Source organism: Sporosarcina sp. CAU 1771, assembly GCF_054482775.1.
The window spans coordinates 24130-48739 of sequence record NZ_JBTLRN010000013.1 but is presented as its reverse complement, the minus strand read 5'-3'; the positions used below and the strand labels follow the sequence as shown (position 1 = coordinate 48739).

Sequence of the window (24610 nt, the reverse complement as noted above, 5' to 3'; positions counted from 1 at the left end):
ATTCACTGGAAATCATTCATTTTCCAGTGAATCTTTTTTTATTCAAATAAAGTACCGTCTTGTAATACTAGCGGCTGTATTAATACTTCAACACGTCGATTTTTACTTCGACCATCTGCTGTATCGTTTGTTTCGATTGGTTTAAATTCTCCATATCCCTTCGCACTAAATACTAAAGGATCGATTTCTTCATTTCCAACTATTTTCTTTAAAAAATTAACGGCTCTCATCACACTGAGTTCCCAATTTGAAGCAAACTCATCATTGTTCATAGGAACATTGTCGGTATGACCCGTTACTATAATTTGTCTTGGCTTGTCAAATACTAATAATGCAGCAATTTCATCTGCAAGTACTGAATACTCCTCTTCTATCGTTGCTTTCCCGGGCTTAAATAGGATACTATCCCTAATCGTTACAAGTAATCCTTCTTCCATCAATTTTGTTTCGAACATGTTTTCTAACTCATTAACGGCTATATATTCATCTAATCTATCCTGAATACCTTCAAGTGAACGACGATCTTCAAGATAAGGTGAATCTTCCTTCCCTTCCGTCTCTTCCTGAAAAATTATTTGAGCCGGTGAAGATTGGTCCATTATCCCACTACTGGAATCAAAGATATCATTAAAAACGGATGACATTTTCTCTAGTTTGGTATCATCTACTGTACTCGAAGCAAATAATACTATGAAAAGTGCAAGTAGGAGGGTCATTAAGTCGGCATAAGGAAGAAGCCAAGACTCATCGACCTCACCTGATTCTCTCTTCTTTTTACGTCTCCTCGGCAAACTGTCCCTCCCCCTCTTCTTTTGGTTTTTCAGTCGCTAACTTCTTTCGCTCTTCGACAGACAAATAGGAAGATAGTTTTTGTTCAATTACACGGGGGGCCTCCCCTTCCAAAACAGAAAGAATACCTTCAACCATCATCATTTTTTGTCGAACTTCTTCGGCTGATTTTCTCTTTAACTTATTAGCAAATGGATGCCAGAGCATATAACCTGTAAATATTCCTAAAAGCGTTGCAATAAATGCAGCTGAAATTGCTGTTCCAAGTGCTTCAATGTCGTTCATATCTTTAAGCGCTGCTATTAATCCGACAACAGCACCTAACACACCTAAAGTGGGGGCATACGTTCCAGCTTGCGAAAAAATTTGTGCGCCTCCAGCATGCCGACCTTCCATTGCATCTACTTCTTCACTTAGCACATCACGTATGTAATCAGCATTTTGTCCATCAATAGCCAATCCAAGACCGTTTCTTAAAAAAGGATCATCTATATCTTCAGTTTTCGCTTCAAGCGATAATAAACCTTCTCGACGTGCTATATCTGCCCATCCAGAAAACATGCGAATGATATCCGAATCGGATGCTCTTTTTTGCTCTTTAAAAATCACGCCGAAAATTTTCGGGACGCGTTTTAATTCATTCATTGGAAAAGCAATAATAACTGCAGCAGCTGTTCCAAAAATTATAATAAGTATTGCAGCCATATTTAGTAAACTGTCTGGTGAAACACCTTTCATCATCATTCCAACAAAAAGTGCTAAAACTCCTAAAACAAGACCAATGACCGTTGATAAATCCATGTGTTGACCCCCAAATAGTACATTCTCTTTCTTATTTCGGTCATTTTTCACCTTTCTTTAGAAAGACCCAAAGAATAACTTACAACTTAACTATTATTCGTCACAAATTTCTCACTTAGTTTTTATATTGCATGTCTTGTTCATCTATTGGTAATATGTAAGTACCAATGAAAGGGGCCATCTTAAATGTCTGAATTTGAACAGAGTTTATCGAAGTATGCAGAACTTGCAGTAAAAGTAGGGGTTAATATTCAACCTAACCAGTATCTATATATTAATGCGTCGACAGAAGCCACAGAGTTTGTTCGAGTTATCGTTGAAAAGGCATATGATGCGGGAGCAAAACAAGTATTTGTTGATTGGGTAGATGACACTGTTACTCGTCTTCGGTTTGAAAAAGCACCAGATGAATCATTTTCTGAGTTTCCAGAATGGAAAGTAATCGAAAGAGAACAACTTGCAGAAAAAGGGGCCGCTTTCATGACCATTGTGTCTCAAAGTCCTGATTTACTAAAAGGGATTTCCTCTACCCGCATAGGTGATTCGCAACAAGCATCTGGGAAAGCACTTGATAAGTTCCGTCAAGTTGTCATGTCCGACAAAGTTAGTTGGACCGTCATTGCTGCACCATCAAAAGCATGGGCTGCAAAAGTATTCCCGGACGTTCCCGAAGAAAAACAAGTAAATACACTATGGGAAGCAATTTTTAAATCCGTTCGGGTTGACAAAGAAGATCCAGTCCAAGCCTGGATTGATCACGATCAATTGCTTCATGATAAAGTCGACTATTTAAATGAGAAGCGTTTCCACAAACTTCATTACCGTGCACCAGGAACTGATTTAACAATAGAATTACCAAAAGGCCATTTGTGGTGTGGAGCAGGCAGCCTAAATGAAAAAAATGAAGCGTTCATGGCCAATATGCCTACTGAGGAAGTTTTCACTACACCGCTTAAAACTGGAGTAAACGGCTATGTTTCTAGCACGAAGCCTCTTAGCTATGGTGGAAATATTATCGATAATTTTAAAATTACATTTGAGAATGGACGCGTAGTTGCAATTTCAGCTGAACAAGGGGAAGAAGTACTACAACAACTGATTGACACGGATGAAGGCGCAAAACATCTTGGTGAAGTCGCTCTCGTTCCAGATGATTCTCCTATCTCTCAATCAGGCATACTTTTCTACAATACGTTGTTTGATGAAAACGCGTCTAACCATTTAGCTTTAGGCAGTTCTTACTCTTTTTGCCTAGAAGGTGGAAAAACTATGGAACAAGAAGAGCTTGAAAAACACGGACTCAATCAAAGTATAACTCACGTTGACTTTATGATTGGTTCCAAAGAAATGGACGTTGATGGAATTCAAAGTGATGGAACAGTTGCACCTGTTTTCCGTAAAGGAAACTGGGCGTTCTAATTTTAGACACAGGTTCTAACCATTTTTCAAATAAAGCTTAAAATAAATTCGAATCTAGTGTACAATAAAAACATAGAAGCTTTAAGTAAGCAAGGGGGTATTTCATATGGGCTTAATGTTCACAACAGTAATTGGTTTTATGGTTTGCATGGGAATTACTGCGGGTTTCATTATGCACTTCCTTACAAGCGTAATGCCTGCCACTGACTCTAGCGTAATCGATCCAAAAATTGAATCAAACTTCTAAGAGCTGCCATCTGGCAGCTCTTTTCTTTTTAGTGTATTATAAAAAGAAACAACTATAGATAGGGGTACTTCTATTGACTCTACTTTCAGACATCATTACATTTAACAAAGAATTTGTTGAAGAAAAACGTTTTGAAAAATATGCAACTACAAAGTTCCCTGATAAGCGTATCGTTATTCTTACATGTATGGATACACGTTTAATTGAACTATTGCCACGAGCTATGGATTTACGTAACGGAGATGCCAAAATAATTAAAAGTGCCGGAGCAGTTGTTACACATCCATTCGGAGGAATCATGAGAAGTATAATCATCGCTGTCTATGAGTTGAAGGCGGATGAAGTATTTATTATCGGACATCACGACTGTGGCATGAGTTCCCTCAATACCGATTCAATCATTCAAACTATGGTAAGTCGCGGTGTTGATGCAACCCTGTTCGACACGCTGAAAAATTCTGGTATTGATATGGAAGATTGGCTCAGAGGCTTTGAAAGCGTAACTGACAGCGTTAAACAAAGTGTAAAGAACGTTAGAAATCACCCTTTAATGGACCCTAAAGTTTCAGTGCATGGACTAGTTGCTGACCCTTCCACTGGCAAACTTGACGTTATAGAAAACGGGTATGACGTTTAATATTAATTACAGCATTCGACATATTCCCCGGGAAATAGTTAGAAGTCGATTCCATTTTACAGGAATCGACTTCTAAATCTCATTTTTATTTTCCGCAAAGCGGCCTTACCCTTTCAATAATCACTTTCAATACTCGCATATAAATGATGATCCTCCCAAACGCCATTAATGTATAATAACTTTCTCAATAATCCTTCTCGCGTGAAGCCAGACTTTTCAAGAACCTTCATAGAGCCTTCATTCCGTGGAGATACATATGCCTCTACTCTATGCAATGCTACTTTTTCAAATGCAAACTGAGTAACCAGTTTGACTGCTTCGGTTCCAATTCCTCTTCCTATTTTTCCTTCGTCGATTGAATAACCAATAAAACCACTTGAAAATGGAAGTCTTTTTATGCTATACAATGATACATGCCCCACAAGTTTTCCGGTTTGTTCCTCAAAAATACCAAAGTTATACTCTCTTCGATCTTTCATTTGAAAAAGTGACTCTCTTATTTTCTCTCTTTGAACGGTAACAGTAAAAAAACTAGCTTCTTGTCGTGGTTCAAAAATAGACCAATACTTTTTATTGGCAATGAGTAATTCTGTAAATGGAACTGCATCCACCTCTGTTAGTATTCGTAAATAACACGTTTTCCCCTTAAGTAATATCAATTTCCTATCACCCTTTTTCTATGAGTTCCAAGATATTTTGAACTATCTAAATACACAGCATTATTATACCATTAAATATTAACTCTCGAACTAATTCATTTGTGACATAAACTTCATAATTTCTTGCGCAGTCTACCCCTTTCCTCTGTATACTTATGAAGTAGGAGGATTTCAAGATGCTCAGTTTAATTTTAATTACCTTCGCACTCATTGCAATGATTGTAGTCAATGGATCAGCGAACATAGTACCACTTAATGGATACACTACTTTAGAAATAGCTAATAAACTTCCAATTCTATTGATGCCAGCAAATTACGTGTTTTTAATTTGGTTTTTTATTTATCTATTCTTAACTTTTTGGATAGTAGGATTTTGGAAACAGTACCATCGCGAACCAAGTCGGTTGATAAAGCGTAGAACGGCCCTATTTTTTGCAAGCTCTTTATTTCATATTGCTTGGATTTTCCTATGGCATTATGGATTTATAACCTGGAGCATCCTTGCAATGATAGGTTTACTCATAACACTTGCAGCACTTTACTTTTCGTATCCAAAAATCGAAAACCGCTTATTTCAAAGAATTCCGATCGCCCTCTTTTTTGGCTGGGCAATGATTCTTTTTATATTGAATATTATTTACGCGTCCACTTTTTATGAATGGAGCCGATTCGGTCTAAGTGAACCACTTTGGACTGTTATCTACCTAACTATAGCGACAGCCACCGCCCTCCACTTTATGTACCATCATCGGGATGTTGTTCTAAATCTAGTCTTTATGTGGACGTTCGTCGGGATTGCAGTGAAAAATGGGTTTGATGAGTTATTCGTTTCTTCCGCAGCACTGTTTCTAACAGTTGTTCTATTGGTTTACTTAATTTTCATGAAAAAAGAACCTAAATAATTCAGTGCCACATTTTCCTTTTGCGAAAAGCGTGGCATTTTTTTGTTTCTAAGTATAAGTTGCTGTTCTCTAATGCAAAATAGGGTGAAGGAGGGATTCTTTTGCCTAGCAATAAAACGTTGTCATCACTTTGTTATTTCAGTCTTTTTTTCTCTCCACTTCTACTGCCATTCGTCATCTATTTATTCATTGATGATAGAGAAGTTAAACGACACGCAAAGCTTGCATTAATCTCACACATGATCCCCGTTGCACTTCTTATTATCGGTTTTATTGTATTTTCATTGTCGATGTTTTCAGCAGAAAAAAGAATGCTTGATATGATGAATGGAAATTTCGGATTTTGGAGCTACAGCCCTGTGTTATTTATGTTTTTCTATGGGTTCTTTACAATACTAATTTTCATCTGGAACATAGTTCAAGGAGTCAAATCATTAAAATAAGAAGAAGGCTTACAATTCCTCAATGGATTGTAAGCTTTTTTGTATGTAATAATATGATATAGTAGAGTATGAAAATAAGCGGACGTTGGAAAGGATTTGTGCATTATGATTGCAACAACAGATCAGGAAATTGAAGCATTAAAAAAGATTGGAAAAATTGTCGCGGAAATCCGAGATATAATGAAAGATGCAACTAAACCGGGAATGACAACAAAAGAAATCGATGAAATTGGTGGGCGCCTCTTTAAAGAAAAAGGAGCGATTTCTGCACCGATTGCAGAATATGATTTCCCTGGTTACACTTGCATCAGTGTTGACAACGAAGTCGCACATGGCATGCCCGGATCACGCGTTATTAAAGACGGTGACCTTGTCAATATTGATGTATCCGGCTCATTGGACGGGTATTTCGCAGATACAGGTATATCCTTTGTCGCTGGTACCCCTGATGAGAAAAAACAAAAACTATGTGACGTTGCTAAAAGCGCTTTTGACAGAGCTATGCTCAAAGTAAGAGCAGGTTCTAGTTTAAGTGGCATTGGTAAAGCCGTAGAACGCGAAGCAAAAAGTAATGGGTTAACTATTATTAAAAACCTAACAGGACATGGTGTAGGTAAATCTTTACATGAAGAACCACAACATATTCTTAATTATTTTGATCCTTGGGATAAAACACTTCTTAAAGAGGGTATGGTACTTGCCGTCGAACCTTTCATTTCCGAGAAAGCTGAGCATATTATCGAATCCGGTGATGGATGGACGTTTATCACTGCGGATAATTCCCTTGTTGCACAGATTGAACACACAATTATTGTCACTAAAGATAAGCCGATTATTTTAACCGAAATTTAACAGAGAAGGATTCAGGGTCATCTTGGATCCTTCTTTTCTAATTCGCTAACCAAACTTTCTGAATATCGAAATCGTTAAAAGAAGCTACTTTGCATCTATTTCTAGATTCTGCAAGTAGCTTCTTTTTCTATTATCTTTTTTTGGGATTTCTTGATTTTGGTGAAGTAGCCGGCTTCTCCATCAACTTACCACCTTGCCAAATTTTCTGTACAGGTTTTATACCCTTTGTCAGTTTGCGATAATCTCGTTCTTCTGTATAAGAAAGAAACGTCAATACCTCACCGTCATTCCCTGCTCGACCCGTTCTACCTGATCGATGTAAATACTGCTCTACTGTATGAGGAACATCCACATGGATAACATGAGTCAAACCTTGAATATCTAGTCCGCGCGCAGCTAAATCGGTTGCAATGAGAACTTTAACGTCACCTTTTCTAAAGTTCTCAATCGCTTCTTGTCGTTCAAATTTTTTCATATCTGAATGAAGTACAACAATCGGTGATTTATTGTACGTCAATTTCATTTCCCTCATTCGAAGTTGGTCAACATTATTAATGAAAGCTAGCGCACGTAATCCCTTCAAATGCGAAATTCCACGTAATAAATCTGTCTTATCACGAATATCTGTTTTCACATAGGAATGAATTACTTTTCCTTGATTCGGTATATCTTCTGCCGACAACTGAATTCGAAGGGGGTCGTTCATTACTTGAATTGCAACTTCATCAATTTCAGGTGTAATTGTTGCTGACACAACTGCAACTTGGCGTTCTGGATGCGCCGTATCGATTAAGTTCTTCACACCTGACCGATGCTCCCTTGCAAGTAGCTGATCCCCTTCATCCAAAATAATATGTTTAATGTCTTTCATCTTTAACTTTTTCACTTTTACAAGTTCAGCAAGACGACCAGGCGTTCCTACAACGATTGTCGGCTTCTTTTTAAGTTGGTCCAGCTGACGATTGATATTCGCTCCACCAATCAATTGTGTAACTGTAATTGGTGTTCCGACAATCCACTCACGAATCACGTTAACAATTTGCATTGATAACTCTTGTGAAGGTGTCACAATTAGTGCTTGCGTTTGTTTTTTATTTCCATCAACCATCTGCAATATCGGTAAGACATATGCAAGAGTCTTTCCTGTACCTGTTGGAGATTCTGCGACAACATCTTTCCCTGCTAACATTTCAGGTATCATTTGAGTTTGAATAGGCAACTCATGTTCAAACTTCCATTTCCTTTGAAACACTTCATCTAATTCATTTAAAAAAGACAATTATATCCCTACTTTCGATTCGTTGTAGTATACGTTGCATATCTAACGAATAAAAAAGACATCTGCACAACGGGTATACTGCCGTTCCAGATGCCCACTATATCACTTTAATGTATATCCACATTGTTCAATTGCTGTTTCTGCTAAAACAAGAAGTGAATCCACATATCCATCTAGCTTCAGCTCTTGCCTGACAATCGATAACTCTGTACAACCAAGAATCACTTGATCACATCCAGCTTCTTTCATTGCTGAACTAATTATTGCCCACTTTTCAGGGTCTGCTGCATTTCCCGATTTCACATCATCATAGATAAGCGACATAACTACAGACTGGATATGTGCATCCGGAACGATAGGCATCATACCCTGACTTATACATGCCGCTTGATAAATCCCTGTTTCAATCGTACCTGTTGTTGCAAGTATTCCAACCCTTTCTGCACCTTGCTGCTTAACTCGGGTTGTAGTTTCATGAATCATATTAATTACAGGTAAATCCGTACCAGCCTGAATTTGCTTATAAAAGGAATGAGCTGTATTACAAGGAATAATAATTAATTCGGCCCCAGCAGCTTTTAACCTCTTAGCATCAGAAACTATTACTGGAACGGGATTATCTGGACTTTCACCTAAAATAAAAGCAGTTCGATCAGGAATCTTAGTATTATTTGTAATAACCATATTCACATGATCTTGATCTTTTTCTGCATAGGTATGCCTGACAATCATCTCGCCTATAAACATTGTTGCAAGCGGACCTACTCCACCGATAATACCTAATGTTTTTTTATTCATGAATTAAGACAAACCCTTTTTATTAAAATGTTTTTTATACTTTCGGTAGTAATTCAAATTATTCAACATTAACTTTATCCAACGCTTCATACTGAAATCTTTTTTATAGAAAAGAGAATTCGTCCATTTTCCTTCGGCAATCAATTCCATTGCCTCTTGTTTCAACTTCTCATTTTGTGTGTATTTCTTCAACACACCTTTTGGAATAACCATCCAAAGATGCTTGTCCTTCGCATACGTCAATTCTAGTTTCTTATCATATACATAATCATCCGTAACGTACTTCATAAGATTATGCCCACTTGCCGAAACGTAATAACTGCTTCTCCCATTTCTTAAGTTAATTTCAAATAATTTATATGTTCCGTCACGCTCGTCATATTTCATATCGAAATTCGCAAAACCACGGTAGCCTATATCCTCTAAAAAGTGACGGACTTTATCCATAATTGCCTCATCAAAGGTATTAATAATTGCTGCATAGTTCCCAATCGCCCCAGGTGTATGCTCCTCCAAAATCGGGTTTCCAAGTGACATCAGCTTCACTTTTCCATCTTTTCCTACATAGGCATTCAAAACTCGCATGTACGAGTCGTCCCCTGGAATAAATTCCTGGATTGTTAAATTGTCTTTGTATGCAGACTTATAAATAGCATCGAGAATCGCGGTTTTCTCGGCCTCATCTGACGCAACAAACACTTTCTTTTTTCCTGGAAATGAACAATTATAGTAAGCTACCGAATTTGACGGCTTAATAATGATTGGGTAGGTAAAATCCATTTGAAGATTTTCCTTATTTTCAAATGTACAAAGGGTTGTTTTCGGATAAGGAAATCCATATTCATCACATATTTTATAAAAGTTTTCTTTTAACAAAAGTCTATCCTTCAGGTCTTTGTCAATATAAGGCACTATAAAATGTTGTTCGAGCTGTGGACGATTATTAATAATTAACTCTGCGTAATCATCTCCACACGCAAGAAGCAATAGTTTTCTTCCTTTAAACTCTTCCGTTAGTCCCATTACTGTATGTAAAAATACCTTTTCTTCATTTAAATCTGGAAACTCACGAAACTCTAGAATTTTACTATTTCCCGTGGCGCTCACAATTGCGCGACCAAGAACCAACGGCCTGATGCCGTACTCTTCATGAAATGACCTTGCCATTCCATATGCATTCATATCCGAACCAAGTAATATCGGTAAAAATATCTCATTTCCAACTGTCATTATTGTCACTCGTTTCTATACGTATTCGACTATGCTTTATTTTATCACATGCTATTCAAGAGCGCTATTAATCATCCCGACTCCTTTTCGACAATATCTGAGGTTTATTTTACCCATTATGGAGTTTGTATGAGATAATCGGAAAGAGGAAATTAAGGGGCTTGTCCCCATTCCATTTGCGGAGGGATACAGATTGACTATATTTTTAACCGGATCCACTGGTTTTCTTGGTGGGAAATTACTAAAGAATCTCTTAGATACAACAGACCATACATTATTTGTACTTGTCCGAGACATTGAAAAAGGCGAACGACTTGTTTCCGAACTACCAAACGGTGATCGAATTCGGTTGCTTCAAGGTGATATTACAAAACCTTTATGTGGACTAGATGCAAATGAAATTGAAGAGTTAACAGCACAAGTTGACCTCTTTTATCATCTAGCAGCACTCGTGAAATTTGATGAGGAATTACGAGAGGAACTATTTTCGATTAATTTTGAAGGTACAAGACACGCTTTGGAACTTGCGAAGTTATTACAAGCGAAGAAGTTTTTCTATATAAGTACAGCTTATACAGTTGGAAAACGTGACTCTGGCGTTGAAGAGCTTTATCCAATGGATTCGAATATCCATAATCCATATGAGGAAAGTAAAGTCGATTCGGAACATCTGGCTTTTTCTTATTCAGACGTGATGGATGTATCCATTTTCCGTCCTTCTATCATTGTGGGAGATTCGGAAACAGGTGAAGCCGATTCAGAGTTTACACTTTATGGGTTTATGCGTGCATTAGATGTCTTTAAGCGTCGCATCTTAAGAAGTTCTGACAATCCAGGCAGAATCTATCGTCTCGTTGGCGGGAAAGCAACTACGTCTAATCTCGTTCCAGTCAATTATGTTGCTGATATTTTAGCGTTAGCAGCTACGAAAGCAGAACCGGGGCTCATTTACAACATCATTAACCCAGAGCCTCCAACGAATAATCAACTGCTTGACTTAATTAAAAATGCACTCAGCTTTGACCAACTTGAAATTATTGAATCAGCAGAACCGGGACTCTTGACCACAGAAGAAGAACGATTGAATGACATGATTAGTGTACTTTATGCCTATTTATCCCGTTCTTTTGAATTTGATGACTCGAACACACAGATACTAATTCAAGATTCATCCATACAACATTTAAAAATGACGGAAGAAACTATGCAAATGATTATCAATGCTTATTTTGATCTTTAATTATTGATTTTTAAATGAGTCATTTCACTTAAATTTTATTTTCCTTATGTATAGGCTATGTTAAATAACTCTCTTGATAGTTGATAAAGTATTTGTACATTCCTTGTCGAGTGGAGTGGAAGGCGTGAAAATATCGCTTCGTCGCTTGGTGATGGCCTCCCGCAGTAAGCCCGTCAGAAAGTTCACTGTCGGTCTTACTACTTCGGCTCACACTTGTCGCTTCTGCGCTGGATTGTTTAGATTCAAGGTTAGTGGCGTGGGTGGAGTGAGACATGAGAACTTTGTACACTTCCCAGTTGATTGAAGTGGAAGACGGCGACTCCGGGAGGACAGCGGGTCAGGTGTAACAACCAACGAGAGCGAAGCGAACGGGTTGGTCCACCGCCTGCCCTCCGGAACGCGTCAGGGAAAGATTGAACTTTATCTTTCCGCACTTCGGTTCTGAAACGGAAATCAACGTGCTAGATACGCTAACTCGAGCACTATTGTATAATAAGCTTTATCAAAATTATTATTTAACAGAGCTTATGTATAAACCGTCTTTTAGTTGGGCAAGCTACTATTTATATGAACAATTAAATAGACGGAGGCATGCATATGAGTGGGAAAAGTTATTCAGATAAAGCAAGTGTGGAGTTAGGAAAAGAAACGGATTGGGCTAAAGTAGCTGATAATGCGGCGAAAAAAGCTGAAATCCAATTAGACAAAATTAAAAGTGAAGCCCAAGAACTAATTCAAAAAGAAACACGTCATATTAAAAAGAAGTAATATAAAAATCCAGTACATCCTCATGTACTGGATTTTTTATTCATTTGTTGCAAATAATTGTTCTTGAGAAGGCCACTGAGAGAAATCTGAAATCATACCATCCACACCGTATTGTATCGCTTTGTTTACAGATGTGTCGTCTTTAATTGCCCAGACAAATACTTTACCACCATACCTATGTACATCCTTTACGGTCCGCTTACTGACATACCCAACATTAAAATTAATATATGTGGCAAATGTCGACAGCTCTTGAATTTTTCTTGATGAAGGTGAAAATCCTGATGTTTTCATAAGTACAGCAATTTCTATTTCCGGCAAGAGCTTGTTCATTTTTCTCATAGACTCTGCATCAAACGATTGGACGATAACATTACTTAAATCACTGTATTGACGTAATACTTCTGCTACTTTTTCTTCAATCCCTATATTCATGGACGGCTTTTTTATTTCGAGTAATAATCCCACATGACCATGAAACTCCTCCATCAGTTCCTGTAGAGTAATTAGTTGCTCTCCTGAGAAGTCCTCATGATAGCCTCCACCTGCATCCAGTTGTTTTAATTCTTCTAGAGTGAAAACGCTTACTAAACCAGACCCATTTGTAGTACGATCTACCTTATCATCATGAATAATGATTAGCTCACCATCTTTTGACATCTGCACATCAAATTCTAGAAAATCTGCGCCTAATTCTATGGCCTTTCGAAAAGCAGCTGCCGTATTTTCAGGAGCAAATCCTGATGCTCCGCGGTGTGCTACACTTAAGATTTCGTTACTTCCCACATATTTCACATTGTATTCCTTCTTGTATCCTACAAGCAGCAACAAACAGGCCCCCGCTAAAAGAATTAGCTTAACAATCACCTTTTTTCGTGAATTCTCCATAGCCATGACCCCACAATCCAGAAAACAGATAATTCTATCTACTCACTTTTTCTTAGTTTAGCATAATATTATCAACTTGTAACTATGTATTTAGTGGTAATTCGATATAATACACATTTCTTTTTATCGTCCCAATACTTTTTTACTAGAGTGACTGCTGTCTTTAAAATTGGTATGCTATTATTTAGTGAATTAATCGAAATTATACTCATTGCAAAGGGATGATTCCACAAGATGACCATTAAAAAGAATGTTCTAATATTAAGTTTGTTTTTAATTGTACTGACATGCATTCGGATTCCTTGGGTACTTTCCTTTACATTGCATCCTAATAAAATTGTCGCGGATGAGGGTGTGTTAGATCTTCGTAACTGGGATAAGGATAAGTTAATCCCACTTGACGGAGAATGGGATTTTTACTTAAACACACTACTGACACCTGAAGATTTAAATAACCTTCAATTAGATACTGAAAAGTACATTGTAACCGTTCCAGGTAAAAAGGGATCTTTACTTGGAGATCAAACCAATAATTCGAAACAGTTCGGTACGTATCGTTTACGTATATTGCTGTCAGAAAGCCAAACGGCAAATAGATTTAAATTGCAACTTCCACGCAATACAAAAGCTAATAAATTATTCATCAACAATGAATTAGTAATCGATAACTCATCTACTTCGAATTCACTGGTGATTTCAGCACCTCTTCCCCGTGCAGCTAGCTTTTCTGCCAATGAAGATAATGAAGTGGAAGTACTTATTCAATTCATACATCCTAGTCCAAAAGAAGAAACAGAAATCCTTCAATCAATCAGATTTGGTGACGCTAAAATGATTGACAAGTTTAACAATATCTCAATTGCCTCTCAATTGTTAATAATAGTAATGTTAGTTCTGCATGCTGTTTATAGTCTTATTTTATTTTTACTCCGAAGTCGTAATTTTGAGTATCTATACTTTTCATTAGCTTTATTTTCCGCTGCTATCGGGACAGCCATCGATGATGATAAATTGTTATTGATGTGGTTATCACTCGACTATTCATGGTCAATAAAAATTATCTATTTATCATATCTAAGCATAGCCGCATTTGCTTTGTTGTTTATCAAATCGTTTTTTAGCGAGTTCAAAAATCATCGGTTTTTAAAACTCCTAAACTATACTCATTTGGCAACGGGAATCCTATTAATTGTAGTTCCAATGCAGTACATCTCAATAACTGGAAAGTTAAGCTTTAACCTTGTTATCTTAACTTTTATTACCATAGCTATTCTGATGTGGAAAACCGTAAAAAAAGGACATGAGGATCATTTTTTTTTAATACTAACGGCTGCAAGCACTACTTCTAGCTTTGTATGGGCTATTTTTAAAATGGCTAGTTCAACAGAATTACCTTATTACCCCTTCGATATCATTGTCGCTCTACTAACCTTTTCACTATTTTTATTCAAAAGATTCTTTCATACGAATGATCAAAACATAAAACTTGCTGAACAGCTACAAAGGGAGATTAAACAAAAAGACGATTTTTTAGCTAACACGTCCCATGAATTACGTAATCCTCTACATGGCATCATAAATATTGCACATTCAACCCTACGCAATAATAATGATCATTTGAACGAGCAAACTAAAAATGACCTAAAGCTACTTTTAACAATTGGACATCATATGTCACGAACATTGGAAGATTTACTGGATATTACCCGTTTGAAAGAACATAGGATTCATCTACAAAAAGAGCAGCTTGACATACAATCTGTCTCCGCGGGCGTTGTCGATATGCTCAAAGTTTTTATTGAAAATAAAAACATTCAAATGGAAGTCCATATCCCAAGGAAATTTCCAAGTGTAACAGCGGATAAAAATAGACTCATTCAAATTCTGTTCAATCTTCTTCATAATGCGGTAAAGTTTACCGACGAAGGTGTTATCACTATTGATGCCAATGTGAAAAACAATATGGCCCATATTCATATTTCAGATACAGGTATTGGGCTTTCAGAAGATGCAATGCAAACCATCTTCGATCCATATGAACAAGAGGATTCTACCATAACTGCAAAAGGCAGCGGAATAGGACTTGGGCTAAGTATTTGTAAACAACTAGTAGAATTGCATGGAGGGACTTTAAATGTTCAATCTTCTCTAGGAGAAGGTTCTGTATTTACGTTTACTTTACCTCTTGCTGAAAATTCATCTTCAGTACTTGAAGCGCCTACTTTGCAAGTAAACACGGTTGTTCTTCCTTTTGCTATGAGTCCATTAGAAACAGGGGCATTGATTCAAACATTTACTGAAGAAAAGCCCATTATGTACAAGCCAAAAGTATTAGCGGTTGATGATGATTCGGTCAATTTGAAAATATTAATGAACATTCTTTCACCACAACACTATGAGGTTGAGACTGTAACCAGTGGAAAACAAGCGTTGCAACGTCTTGAATCCAAAGAGTGGGATCTAATAATTTCAGATGTCATGATGCCGAACATGTCAGGATATGAATTAACCCGTTCAATCCGTAAAATTTATTCCTTATCTGAATTACCTATTTTATTATTAACAGCAAGAAGTAGTCCAGATGATATTTATACAGGATTTTTAGCTGGGGCAAATGATTACATAGCCAAGCCAGTTGACGCATTAGAGTTAAATGTTCGCGTCCATGCACTTACCAATCTAAAGGCTTCCATCAATAAACGTTTAGTCATGGAAGCTGCCTGGCTTCAAGCACAAATTAGACCGCACTTTATATTTAATACGTTTAACTCAATTATTTCATTGAGTGAGATAGACACTCCTCGGATGTCTCGACTATTGGATCAATTCGGAAATTACTTACGAAAAAGCTTTGATTCAAAAAATGTTGAACGTGTTGTTTCGCTGACACATGAGCTTGAATTAGTTGAAGCCTATTTGTATATAGAAAAGGAAAGATTCGAAGATCGGTTAAATATAAAATGGGATATAGGTGAAGTTGAAGATATCAAAATTCCTCCTTTATCTATTCAAACTCTCGTGGAAAATGCCGTAAATCATGGCGTCTTGAAGAAAATTATTGGAGGTACAGTAACCATTCAAATTCACCAAATGGAAAACCATGTGAAAGTTTCGATTAGTGATGATGGTGTTGGCATGACAAACGAAAAGGTGAATAGTATCTTTTCTACCGAGCCAGATCATGCAAGAGGAATTGGCTTAATTAACACAGACCTACGCCTAAAACAACTTTATTGCAAAGGACTTCAAATAAATAGCTTACTTGATGTCGGAACAACAGTTACCTTTACAATTCCAAACTAAAAAAAATAGAGTGGTCTTCCTTCGATGGAAAGCCACTCTACTTTTTATATACGTTGTTTTGTCTGCTCATACCACTCAACAATTTCTTGTCTTGGAACTGTATCGTACTCATCATGAAGCATTTTGGTTAATTCTGCAAATTGGTGCTCAACTGCACGAATATCCCCCATCTTACTGTACAGTTTCATCAACTTGAAATAGCTTTTGTCCAAATAAGGTTGTGCAATTTGTACTTGTAAATAAAGAGATATCGCTTCAGTGAACTGCCTTTCTTCCGTTAAATAATCCGCTACTTTATAACAGTGCTGCAACCATAAAATTCGCAGACGTTCACGTTCACTTTCTGCCCAAATGTAATCTTCTCCTGCTAAATAATCACCTCTGTATAATTTCAATAGTCGATGGTGTTCTTGAAATGTCTCACTGTTGACATCTGAAGATGCTTTTAAACCATTTTCCCACTCGTCAACGTCAAACTTTACCCCATTCAAATCAAGGCGATACCCATTTTCATGATTAGTAATGACAATTTCAAAATCAACAGAAGTAATTGTTTTTCGAATTTGATAAATCGTACTATACAGCTGCATATTTCCCTTTTCCCATTCAGCATCTGGCCAAAACAACTCTAATAACGTGTCTTTTCGAATATGCGTACCGCGATGTTGGAGTAAGAATGCAAATACTCCCCGTACTTTAGACGTTCTCCACTTCACATCAACTTCCTTGAGGACATCCCCATAAGTAGCAAACGATATCGACTGAAAAGCACACACAATCTCATAGTCATTTTTTCTGATCTTACCTTTATTAAGATTAAGCGGAATCCGTTCCAAAGTTTGTTGAAGTCGTTCCTTCTGAATTGGTTTTACTACATAATCCACTGCATTTAACTCAAAAGCCTTAACCGCATAGTCATTATAAGCAGTTACAAAAACAATATGTATTTCTGAATTTTTCTCCTGAATGCGCTCAGCCAGCTCAATTCCATTAAGCTCAGGCATCTCTATATCCAAAAAAACTACATTTGGCTTATGTTCGAGTATTTGTACCAACGCTTCTTGTGGATTTACGTATGTACCTACAACTTCCACATTTTGAATCTTCTTTATCAAACCCTCCAAATACATAAGCGCCAAGGACTCATCGTCTACTAATATAACTTTCATGCCTGCGCCTCCCTTAAGGATATCTATTCTCTAATTATCTCAATATATTCCAATCCTGTCGAATATACCGGGCAGAAAAACTTAGAATATTTAACAATATTCCAAATATGTACAGATTTTGTATAGTTCCATTCTTTAATATTTTTGTATATTGAAGTATTTGTGAGTGTAAATCAATTTTAACTTCATGCACTTATGAATCTAGCTATTTATATATTTTTATATAAATAAAATCAAAAGACTTACCAACAAGGAGGAGTATGTGTCAGCTACTTACGAAAGAAATTGTCGACCAACACATAGTCACGGATTACATAGTTGATTAACTTCAACTGGAAGTGGAGGAAATTATGAAGAAACTAAACGTATTTATGCTCGCGTTACTCATCATTGGGCAAACGATATTGGGACCTATTGGGGTGGCTAGTGCGAATACAGATTTTACAGAACTGGAAGAAGAAACTACCAGTAATGAAAACTCTGAAACAGGAGATGCAGATTTTGAGGGAAAAGAACCTGAATTTGAAGATACAAGCTTGCCTATAGTAGAACAAGAAGAACCTAATGAAAAAGAAGTAGAGATTTCAGGGAATAACTCTGCTGAAAATGAAAATGAAAATGAAGAAGTTTCTACGAAGGACGGGATTGAAGAAGTTGAGTCTGGCGAACCAGTCCCCTCCTTTAGTACTATGTTACTTAATCCAGCCGAAGACGGCAAAGATGCTGAAAAAATACCAGCAATACTTGAGAGCTTTATTATGACGATTGACGGTCAGCAAGTTGTTGGGGGGGATTTCTCACAAGAGTTAGAACAAGATGCGACAGCAGATTTCAAAGTAGCATTCTCTGTTCCAATGGAAAATAACCTTGGTGAAGCATGGGGAGACGAAAGTTGGTTTGAGTTCCAATTACCGAATTCATTGATTGATTTTGATTGGAAATTCGAAGGTGGAAAAACGGTAAACGGTATTACTTACACTTATAGTACTATAGGTAATAAGGTAACAGTAAAATTAAGCGGAATGGAGCCAAAATCCGCTAGCTCACAACCAGAAACTTTAACAATTAATTTTAAATCTGGCTTCACATTAACTGAAAAAGACATCGAACAAGATCTAGAAATTCCGGCTGCTGGAGGTGGAACGGAAAAAATTAAAGTGAAATTCACATTTAAACCTACTACAAGCAATGTAAAAGTAAATAAAAAGAAAATAGGGACACCGACTGCCGAAGTTAGTGGTAACCACATAATGGAATGGGAAGTCTGGGTGAATGAAGCTGGAAAACAACTTACTGACGCAAAGCTAAGAGATAATGCGACAGGTGGACACGCAGTTGTTGATGGTTCCGTTAATGTTTACCGATACACAGTTGATTTGGACGGTGTATTAACTAGTACAGGTGAACAAGTAGTTACTAATGGAAGTTGGGCAGCTATTGATGCGGTATTAACTGGCAAATTTGCTTATAAAATTACGTACAAATCAGAAGTAAACTTAGCTTTCGTAGATCGTGATGGTGAAAAGAGTTTTAACAATACGGTTACATTATTTAATGATGGACAGCCAAAAGAAACTTCTAGCAATGCCCAACACAAAATTACGTACGGAAAAGCGCTAGAAAAACATAATGCAACAGGCAACAACTATACAAAGAACTGGCGTATTGATTATAACCACAATTTATTAAACATTCCAAAAGACCAAGCCAAGCTTTCAGATACAATTTCAGGACCGCACGAGATTGATTTTAGTACAATCAAAGTATATAAAATGAACGATTCTGCTGGAAATATAGCAACAACTGTGCCTAGTAGTGGCGAATTGCTTAGCGGATTTACTGTCAATCCTAACACTGTAACCGGTAAGTCATTCACTATTACGTTCGACACCTCTATTTCAGACGCATATACAATTACGTATCAATCTAAATTTATTGCGAAAGACTTTATTGAAAAAATAGATATTGATGGTAAAACATTAACTAATACAGTAACAAATGGTAATAATATTTCTAAGACTGGCAAATATGGATTATCGGAAAATTTATTAACAAAAAGTCGCACCATTGATGTGGATAACAAAACGATTACTTGGACAATCAAAATTATATCGGATAATTCAGCTATAGCGATTTCAAACCTTACGCTAACCGATACCTTTGTAAAAGGTGCTGTTAATGGTGTGCATACGTTAATAGAGGATAGCGTTAAACTTAATGGAAATAATGCGAATTATAGTTTAATAGGTAATGATCCGACAAAAGGTTTCACTATTACAGGTATTGATGTAGCAGCTGGGGGTTATACGACAGTTACTTACACAACATCATTCGCGATTGAAAACGATGGTCAAGTAGCAACCCAGGGTTACGGAAATACGGCTAATACGGAATGGGTTAGTGGTGGTTTTACGTATAATAAAACAGCTACTGCGGAATATATTCCTGGAACTACAACAGTAAATAACGGTAGCAAATCTGGTAAATTCGATTATTCTACACAAGAATTCACATGGGATGTAAAAGTAAATATTAATAAAAAGGATATTCAAGGTGCAATATTAGTTGATACAGTTGGTGAAGGACACAAATTCATTCCAGGTAGTACAATTGATGTATTCCCCTTGACACTTTCTGGAAGTGACGATACAGCTGGTACGATTGGAACTACTCCAATTGATACAAGTAACTATAGTATTTCAGCTGAAACCGATAGAGGTTTTACGTTAACTTTTGAATCTAATTTAGATTCACCTCCTAACAATCAAGCATATGTAGTACGCTACAAAACAGTTGATGACGATGCTATTTTAGGTATCGACTCTTCAACACCAACAGACTCGGGTAATGTTTACACAAATAGTGCTACATTTAAGACGTTAAGTGATCATACCTTTACGCTTATACCTGCAAAAGTAACACTTGAGAAAGATGTAGCTAATAGCTTAATCACGAAGAGAAAACCAAATCAAAATAGCTCAACAGAAAAAATTACTTGGACATTAGATGTGAATAAATCACATTCAAATTTAGGTGAAAATGTCGAGTTAACTGACTTGCCAGGTGATAATTTATGGTTGCTAGAAGAGAGCATTAAAATTGCAACATATAAAGTTACTACTACTGGAATATCAAATAACAGCGATTGGCAAACACCAGCACAACTTAATATTCCATTAACTTTCGATACACATGGAGGCTTTACGTTAACGTTCCCTAGTTTAGAGAATAGGGGGTATCAAGTGAAGTACGAAACGATTGGATTTGGAACATTGAATGGCGATTTGGTAAATACTGCTACACTACACTACAGTGGTGAAACCAAAGAAAATCAAAAAAAAGAGGATAAGTTGGAAAGTAAATTTAGTTTCAGCAGTTCAGATTCGAACTTTACTTCAACACGCGGTAGCGCGAAATTTAAAAAAATGGGAATTGACTCGGATACAGGTGAAGTAAAAGATGTAAAACTACCAGGTGTCGAGTTCCAATTGGTGAAAAAGACAACTAACAATGAATATATTATTAAAACAGCTACGACAGATGAAAATGGAGAAATTACATTTGAAAATGTTCCGTATAATAAATACCTAATTCGTGAAGTTGCTGCACCAACGGACTATACTAAAATGACTGACTTCGAATTCACTTTGGACGAAAACACAACGTTAGATAAGAAGCCAGACTTAGTCACTGTACTTGTCAATACAACACCTCTACAAGCGGGAAGTTGTGATACATTTACAATCACAGTTAAAGATGTTGACGGAGAACTCATTACGTCAGGGAAAGTAACTTTAATAGATCGAAACGGTAAAGAAACAAAAATAACTCCAAATTCTAGTGGTGAAGTTCAATTGCCTACGAACTTTCCAGCAGGTAAGTATGAAGTATCCCACGATTCGGAAGGTCCTTTAAAAGAAGTAACAGTTAAATACGACAGCAACTGTAAAGTAACAGTACAACCAACACCTACATGTGAACTTTTCACAATCACTATTGAAGACAAAAATAATAATTTACGTAAAGGTGTAACAGTAAAGTTAACACATAAAACAGACAACACAGCACCAGTTATTGTTAAAACAACTGATGCGACCGACGGGACAATAAAACTATCAACAGCTACAACTAAACCAGGTGTTTACACTGTTTACGAAAACAAACAGTACCTTGGTGAAGTGACTATCACATATAAGAATACTCCATGTGAAGCCACAGTAATACAAGCACCAACGTGTCCGACTTTTGAATTAACAATAAAAAATACAGATGGAAAAAACCTAACTGCTTCCACTGTAGTAACAGTTAAGGATAAAAATGACGATACTAAAGTAATAGCAGACAAAATTCAAACAGATATTACTGGAAAGTTGGATATTTCCAACCTATCAGCAGGTGAATACGATGTATATGATAAAAACGGTAAATACATTGGTTCCTTCGCAACAAATATTGATTGTGAAGCCCAAGTTCAACCAGCGCCATTCTGTGAACTATATACAATTACTGTAAACGATGGAGATGGTAACCCACGTCCTAAAGTGGAAGTAAATATAGAAGTGCTTAATAAAGACGGTAATTTAGTAATAATTACAGCAACAACAAATGAACTTGGAGAAATTACACTACCAACTACAACAAAACCAGGCACATATAAAGTATATGAAGATAAATTGTTCCTAGGAGACGTTGAAGTAACTTACTTAAATGACAACTGTAAAGCGATTGTCCAAACAAATGTACCTAACGCAGGAACTTGTCCAACATTTGAACTAGCAGTAAATGACAGAAGTAATAAGCCACGAGAAGGTGTTGTGGTTTCGGTACAAGACGGAAATGGTGATATTGTTGTAGACTCCACTGACGGCCCATATATAACAGGTCTAGATGGTAAAGTTACATTCAATAACGTGTTCAAACCAGGCATATATAATGTATATGAAGTAAATGATAAAGGTTCTAAAAAACTAATTGATACATTTACAGTAACAACTGAATGTTTTGCCGAAGTTAAGCCAAGACCAGTACCACCTGTAACACCGACATGTGAAGAATTCACTATCACAATAAATCAACAAGGCACAACAGTAAGTCCAAACGTTGAACTTACGTTAAAGTCAGGTACAACAGAAGTAAAAGGCAAAACAGATGCAAATGGTAAAATTGTAATTGACAAAGTAGATTTACCAGAAGGTTCATACACAGCGTATGACAAAGATGGTAAAGAGGTCGGCACAATCGTTGTGTCGTATGACGAAGATAAGTGTCAAGTTGCGATTGATTTACTTGTGAAATCATGTGAAACTTTCACAATCACTGTGAAGGAATCAGGTAAAGTAGTGAAAGCAGGAACTTCATTAACACTTAAAGACGCTTCAGGTAAAACTGCAGCGACTGGCACTACAGATGTAAATGGTAAAATTGTCTTTGCAAAAAAGGACCTTGAAATAGGTTCTTACTCGGCATATGACAAAGATGGCAACAACGTCGGCACAATTACTGTGACGTATGATGAAAGCAAGTGTCAAGCGACAATCGACCTTGTGCTTCAAGCATGTGAAGACTTTAAACTTACAGTTGGTGATACACCAAATGCAAACATTGAAATTAAAGATGCAAGTGGTAACACAGTTGTAACAGGTAAAACAGATAGTATTGGGAAAGTTACATTCCCTCAATCTATTCCAGAAGGCAATTACATTGTCTATGTAAATGGCGAGAAAGCTGGAGAGATTACAGTATCAGATACTTGTACTGCAATCATTACACCTGTAATCAACGCTGAAGAACCAACTGAGCCGATAGATCCTGAGATTCCAACAAAGCCAAGCGAACCAGGTAAACCAAACCCTGAAGATCCAAACGGCGGCGAACTTGGAGATGGCGGCAATAAACCAGGTAACAATGATGGTTCAAAACCAGAACAACCTAACAAGCCTGGTAACAGTGGCCAACTAGGTGACGATGGTGACAAGCTACCACAAACAGGTGAAGAGAAAATGTTATTCCTTCTTACACTAGGATTCTTACTCTTAGTTGCCGGTGGAATGCTATTACTCCCTCGGAGAAAAGGGATACGTTTTTCTTAAAAAATCTTTCGAAATCACCCCTTGTAAGCTATAATTAGTTTACAAGGGGTTTATCTTTTTCAGAAATAATTGTAACAGAAAGGATAGATAATCATGAGAAAAACTAAGACAATTCTAGGCATCTTGTTTTTATTGGCTGGTGTAGTTCTGATTTCTATACCCTTCTATCAAGAGTGGAACCAAAGCAAGGATTTGAATGCATTGGAAGAAGCACTTTCCCTAATTTCAACCGATGAATCTACTGTGAATGATGATAGTGATGAAAGCAGTGTCGCTGAACCCATCGATTTATCGACGATCGAAAATTTACCATTTACCGAAGATGAAATTAAAGATGTAATGGAATTAGAAATACCTTTTATCGATTTAAAACAATATATATTAAACAAAACAACTGACTATAATTTAAGTGTTGCTCTCACCCAAATTAAAACTGACCAAACACCCGGTGTCGGCAACTTCACAATCGCTGGACATCGTGGCTTCCGAGACGGTCGTCACTTTAGTAACCTAGCTAAAGTACCTGTGGGTGAGATGGTTTACCTACACGCTGATGGGAAAACCTATGTTTATGAGATAAAAAGTTCGGAAGTCGTTGAACCAACCTATATTGAAGTATTAAACGATACGGCGAATAAAGATGAAATCACCTTGATCACTTGTACAGTATCCGGCGCGGACCGAGTTGCGGTAAAGGGTGATTTGGTGGATAGTTACTAAAGCACATATGCAGACCAGCCTTGAGATTTACTTCAAGGTTGGTCTTTTCTATTTAGATTTTCAAATTTTCTCCTTCTTACCACTTTATGCAGCCCCTTAAATAATTAGCAACTAATTAACTATTCATGCGATTTGATAACATATCCTTTAAATAGACAAAAATAGAACCTACACATCCGCACTATCTGACAAAGAAATCGGCTTATAGTAGGTATAATCTTAGGTACAACTGAATACGCTAACATGGAAACGATGATACACATCCTTTATATGGGCACCTTGGATGTGTGGAGTAACTGGTGCAACCGGCCTGACTAACTTTGGATAAATTATCCAGACCTGGTCAGGCTTTTATTATGACTAATAGTAGGAGGTGA

19 protein-coding genes and 1 riboswitch are annotated in these 24610 nt (G+C 36.9%); of the genes, 11 read left to right on the top strand and 8 right to left on the bottom strand.

The genetic code is table 11. The features are described from left to right. Window positions 1-38: 38 nt before the first annotated feature. Window positions 39-791 carry a flagellar motor protein MotB gene (gene motB, locus ACXYMX_RS10315; protein ID WP_459044152.1) on the bottom strand — a complete coding sequence of 251 codons (753 nt, stop codon included), beginning with the start codon at window positions 789-791 and terminating at the stop codon, window positions 39-41. Beyond that, window positions 775-1590, bottom strand: coding sequence for a flagellar motor stator protein MotA (motA, locus tag ACXYMX_RS10310; protein WP_459044151.1), 816 nt, complete (start codon window positions 1588-1590; stop codon window positions 775-777). The genes motB and motA overlap by 17 nt, the downstream gene beginning before the upstream one ends. A 186-nt stretch (window positions 1591-1776) precedes the next feature. Between motA and ACXYMX_RS10305 the strand changes: the two genes are divergently transcribed. The 3 genes from ACXYMX_RS10305 to ACXYMX_RS10295 all read left to right on the top strand — a co-directional run bounded on the left by ACXYMX_RS10305 (window position 1777) and on the right by ACXYMX_RS10295 (window position 3893). After that, window positions 1777-3009: an aminopeptidase gene (locus tag ACXYMX_RS10305; RefSeq protein WP_459044150.1), complete on the top strand. Its 1233-nt coding sequence runs from the start codon at window positions 1777-1779 to the stop codon at window positions 3007-3009. A 106-nt stretch (window positions 3010-3115) separates the two neighbouring features. Continuing rightward, window positions 3116-3256 carry a hypothetical protein gene (locus ACXYMX_RS10300; RefSeq protein ID WP_459044149.1) on the top strand — a complete coding sequence of 47 codons (141 nt, stop codon included), beginning with the start codon at window positions 3116-3118 and terminating at the stop codon, window positions 3254-3256. Window positions 3257-3329: 73 nt separating this feature from the next. Next, a complete protein-coding gene (locus ACXYMX_RS10295; RefSeq protein WP_459044148.1) occupies window positions 3330-3893 on the top strand; it encodes a beta-class carbonic anhydrase in 564 nt (187 codons plus the stop codon). Window positions 3894-4006: 113 nt separating this feature from the next. Here ACXYMX_RS10295 and ACXYMX_RS10290 read toward each other — a convergent pair whose 3' ends face one another. Then, window positions 4007-4552 (bottom strand): GNAT family N-acetyltransferase, encoded by a 546-nt coding sequence (locus tag ACXYMX_RS10290; RefSeq protein ID WP_459044147.1) that lies wholly within the window; start codon window positions 4550-4552, stop codon window positions 4007-4009. A gap of 176 nt (window positions 4553-4728) precedes the next feature. Between ACXYMX_RS10290 and ACXYMX_RS10285 the strand changes: the two genes are divergently transcribed. The 3 genes from ACXYMX_RS10285 to map all read left to right on the top strand — a co-directional run bounded on the left by ACXYMX_RS10285 (window position 4729) and on the right by map (window position 6749). After that, window positions 4729-5454, top strand: coding sequence for a tryptophan-rich sensory protein (locus tag ACXYMX_RS10285; protein ID WP_459044146.1), 726 nt, complete (start codon window positions 4729-4731; stop codon window positions 5452-5454). Between the two features lie 101 nt (window positions 5455-5555). Continuing rightward, a complete protein-coding gene (locus ACXYMX_RS10280) occupies window positions 5556-5897 on the top strand; it encodes a hypothetical protein (protein ID WP_459044145.1) in 342 nt (113 codons plus the stop codon). Between the two features lie 105 nt (window positions 5898-6002). Then, window positions 6003-6749 (top strand): type I methionyl aminopeptidase, encoded by a 747-nt coding sequence (gene map / locus ACXYMX_RS10275; protein WP_459044144.1) that lies wholly within the window; start codon window positions 6003-6005, stop codon window positions 6747-6749. A 130-nt stretch (window positions 6750-6879) separates the two neighbouring features. Here the strand turns inward: map and ACXYMX_RS10270 are convergent, their stop codons facing one another. From ACXYMX_RS10270 to ACXYMX_RS10260, 3 genes are all read right to left on the bottom strand, one after another. Next, entirely contained in the window at window positions 6880-8028 is a 1149-nt protein-coding gene (locus ACXYMX_RS10270; protein ID WP_459044143.1) for a DEAD/DEAH box helicase, read from the bottom strand. Window positions 8029-8130: 102 nt separating this feature from the next. Continuing rightward, the gene (gene cuyB, locus ACXYMX_RS10265; RefSeq protein ID WP_459044142.1) at window positions 8131-8826 is read right to left on the bottom strand and encodes a cysteate racemase; all 696 of its coding nucleotides are present in this window, start codon (window positions 8824-8826) and stop codon (window positions 8131-8133) included. A 3-nt stretch (window positions 8827-8829) separates the two neighbouring features. Continuing rightward, the gene (locus tag ACXYMX_RS10260) at window positions 8830-10056 is read right to left on the bottom strand and encodes a carboxylate--amine ligase (RefSeq protein WP_459044141.1); all 1227 of its coding nucleotides are present in this window, start codon (window positions 10054-10056) and stop codon (window positions 8830-8832) included. 193 nt (window positions 10057-10249) lie between these two features. On the opposite strand from ACXYMX_RS10260, the gene ACXYMX_RS10255 reads away from it, so the two are divergent. Next, a complete protein-coding gene (locus ACXYMX_RS10255) occupies window positions 10250-11296 on the top strand; it encodes an SDR family oxidoreductase (RefSeq protein WP_459044140.1) in 1047 nt (348 codons plus the stop codon). Window positions 11297-11893: 597 nt separating this feature from the next. Next, window positions 11894-12064 carry a hypothetical protein gene (locus ACXYMX_RS10250; RefSeq protein ID WP_459044139.1) on the top strand — a complete coding sequence of 57 codons (171 nt, stop codon included), beginning with the start codon at window positions 11894-11896 and terminating at the stop codon, window positions 12062-12064. Window positions 12065-12100: 36 nt separating this feature from the next. Here the strand turns inward: ACXYMX_RS10250 and ACXYMX_RS10245 are convergent, their stop codons facing one another. Continuing rightward, entirely contained in the window at window positions 12101-12952 is an 852-nt protein-coding gene (locus tag ACXYMX_RS10245) for a glycerophosphodiester phosphodiesterase (RefSeq protein WP_459044138.1), read from the bottom strand. A 234-nt stretch (window positions 12953-13186) separates the two neighbouring features. Between ACXYMX_RS10245 and ACXYMX_RS10240 the strand changes: the two genes are divergently transcribed. Further along, on the top strand, window positions 13187-16255 hold the full coding sequence (locus ACXYMX_RS10240; RefSeq protein WP_459044137.1) for a hybrid sensor histidine kinase/response regulator: 3069 nt from the start codon (window positions 13187-13189) through the stop codon (window positions 16253-16255). Between the two features lie 44 nt (window positions 16256-16299). Here the strand turns inward: ACXYMX_RS10240 and ACXYMX_RS10235 are convergent, their stop codons facing one another. Continuing rightward, the gene (locus ACXYMX_RS10235) at window positions 16300-17424 is read right to left on the bottom strand and encodes a response regulator (protein ID WP_459044136.1); all 1125 of its coding nucleotides are present in this window, start codon (window positions 17422-17424) and stop codon (window positions 16300-16302) included. A 350-nt stretch (window positions 17425-17774) separates the two neighbouring features. Here ACXYMX_RS10235 and ACXYMX_RS10230 point away from each other — a divergent pair, with 350 nt between their 5' ends. Both ACXYMX_RS10230 and ACXYMX_RS10225 read left to right on the top strand, forming a co-directional pair. Then, complete coding sequence (locus tag ACXYMX_RS10230) at window positions 17775-23513, top strand: collagen binding domain-containing protein (protein WP_459044135.1); 5739 nt, start codon at window positions 17775-17777, stop codon at window positions 23511-23513. A 93-nt stretch (window positions 23514-23606) separates the two neighbouring features. Beyond that, window positions 23607-24233, top strand: coding sequence for a class D sortase (locus tag ACXYMX_RS10225; protein WP_459044134.1), 627 nt, complete (start codon window positions 23607-23609; stop codon window positions 24231-24233). 236 nt (window positions 24234-24469) lie between these two features. Beyond that, window positions 24470-24553, top strand: a riboswitch (cyclic di-GMP riboswitch). Window positions 24554-24610 lie beyond the last annotated feature (57 nt).

Bases quoted from the DNA above. Each gene is read 5' to 3' on its own strand.
- ACXYMX_RS10300 (WP_459044149.1), top strand. From the start codon at position 3,116: ATGGGCTTAATGTTCACAACAGTAATTGGTTTTATGGTTTGCATGGGA.
- ACXYMX_RS10260 (WP_459044141.1), bottom strand. From the start codon at position 10,056: ATGACAGTTGGAAATGAGATATTTTTACCGATATTACTTGGTTCGGAT.
- ACXYMX_RS10245 (WP_459044138.1), bottom strand. From the start codon at position 12,952: ATGGAGAATTCACGAAAAAAGGTGATTGTTAAGCTAATTCTTTTAGCG.
- ACXYMX_RS10225 (WP_459044134.1), top strand. From the start codon at position 23,607: ATGAGAAAAACTAAGACAATTCTAGGCATCTTGTTTTTATTGGCTGGT.
- ACXYMX_RS10235 (WP_459044136.1), bottom strand. From the start codon at position 17,424: ATGAAAGTTATATTAGTAGACGATGAGTCCTTGGCGCTTATGTATTTG.
- map (WP_459044144.1), top strand. From the start codon at position 6,003: ATGATTGCAACAACAGATCAGGAAATTGAAGCATTAAAAAAGATTGGA.
- motA (WP_459044151.1), bottom strand. From the start codon at position 1,590: ATGGATTTATCAACGGTCATTGGTCTTGTTTTAGGAGTTTTAGCACTT.
- ACXYMX_RS10285 (WP_459044146.1), top strand. From the start codon at position 4,729: ATGCTCAGTTTAATTTTAATTACCTTCGCACTCATTGCAATGATTGTA.
- cuyB (WP_459044142.1), bottom strand. From the start codon at position 8,826: ATGAATAAAAAAACATTAGGTATTATCGGTGGAGTAGGTCCGCTTGCA.
- ACXYMX_RS10230 (WP_459044135.1), top strand. From the start codon at position 17,775: ATGAAGAAACTAAACGTATTTATGCTCGCGTTACTCATCATTGGGCAA.
- ACXYMX_RS10305 (WP_459044150.1), top strand. From the start codon at position 1,777: ATGTCTGAATTTGAACAGAGTTTATCGAAGTATGCAGAACTTGCAGTA.
- ACXYMX_RS10250 (WP_459044139.1), top strand. From the start codon at position 11,894: ATGAGTGGGAAAAGTTATTCAGATAAAGCAAGTGTGGAGTTAGGAAAA.
- ACXYMX_RS10240 (WP_459044137.1), top strand. From the start codon at position 13,187: ATGACCATTAAAAAGAATGTTCTAATATTAAGTTTGTTTTTAATTGTA.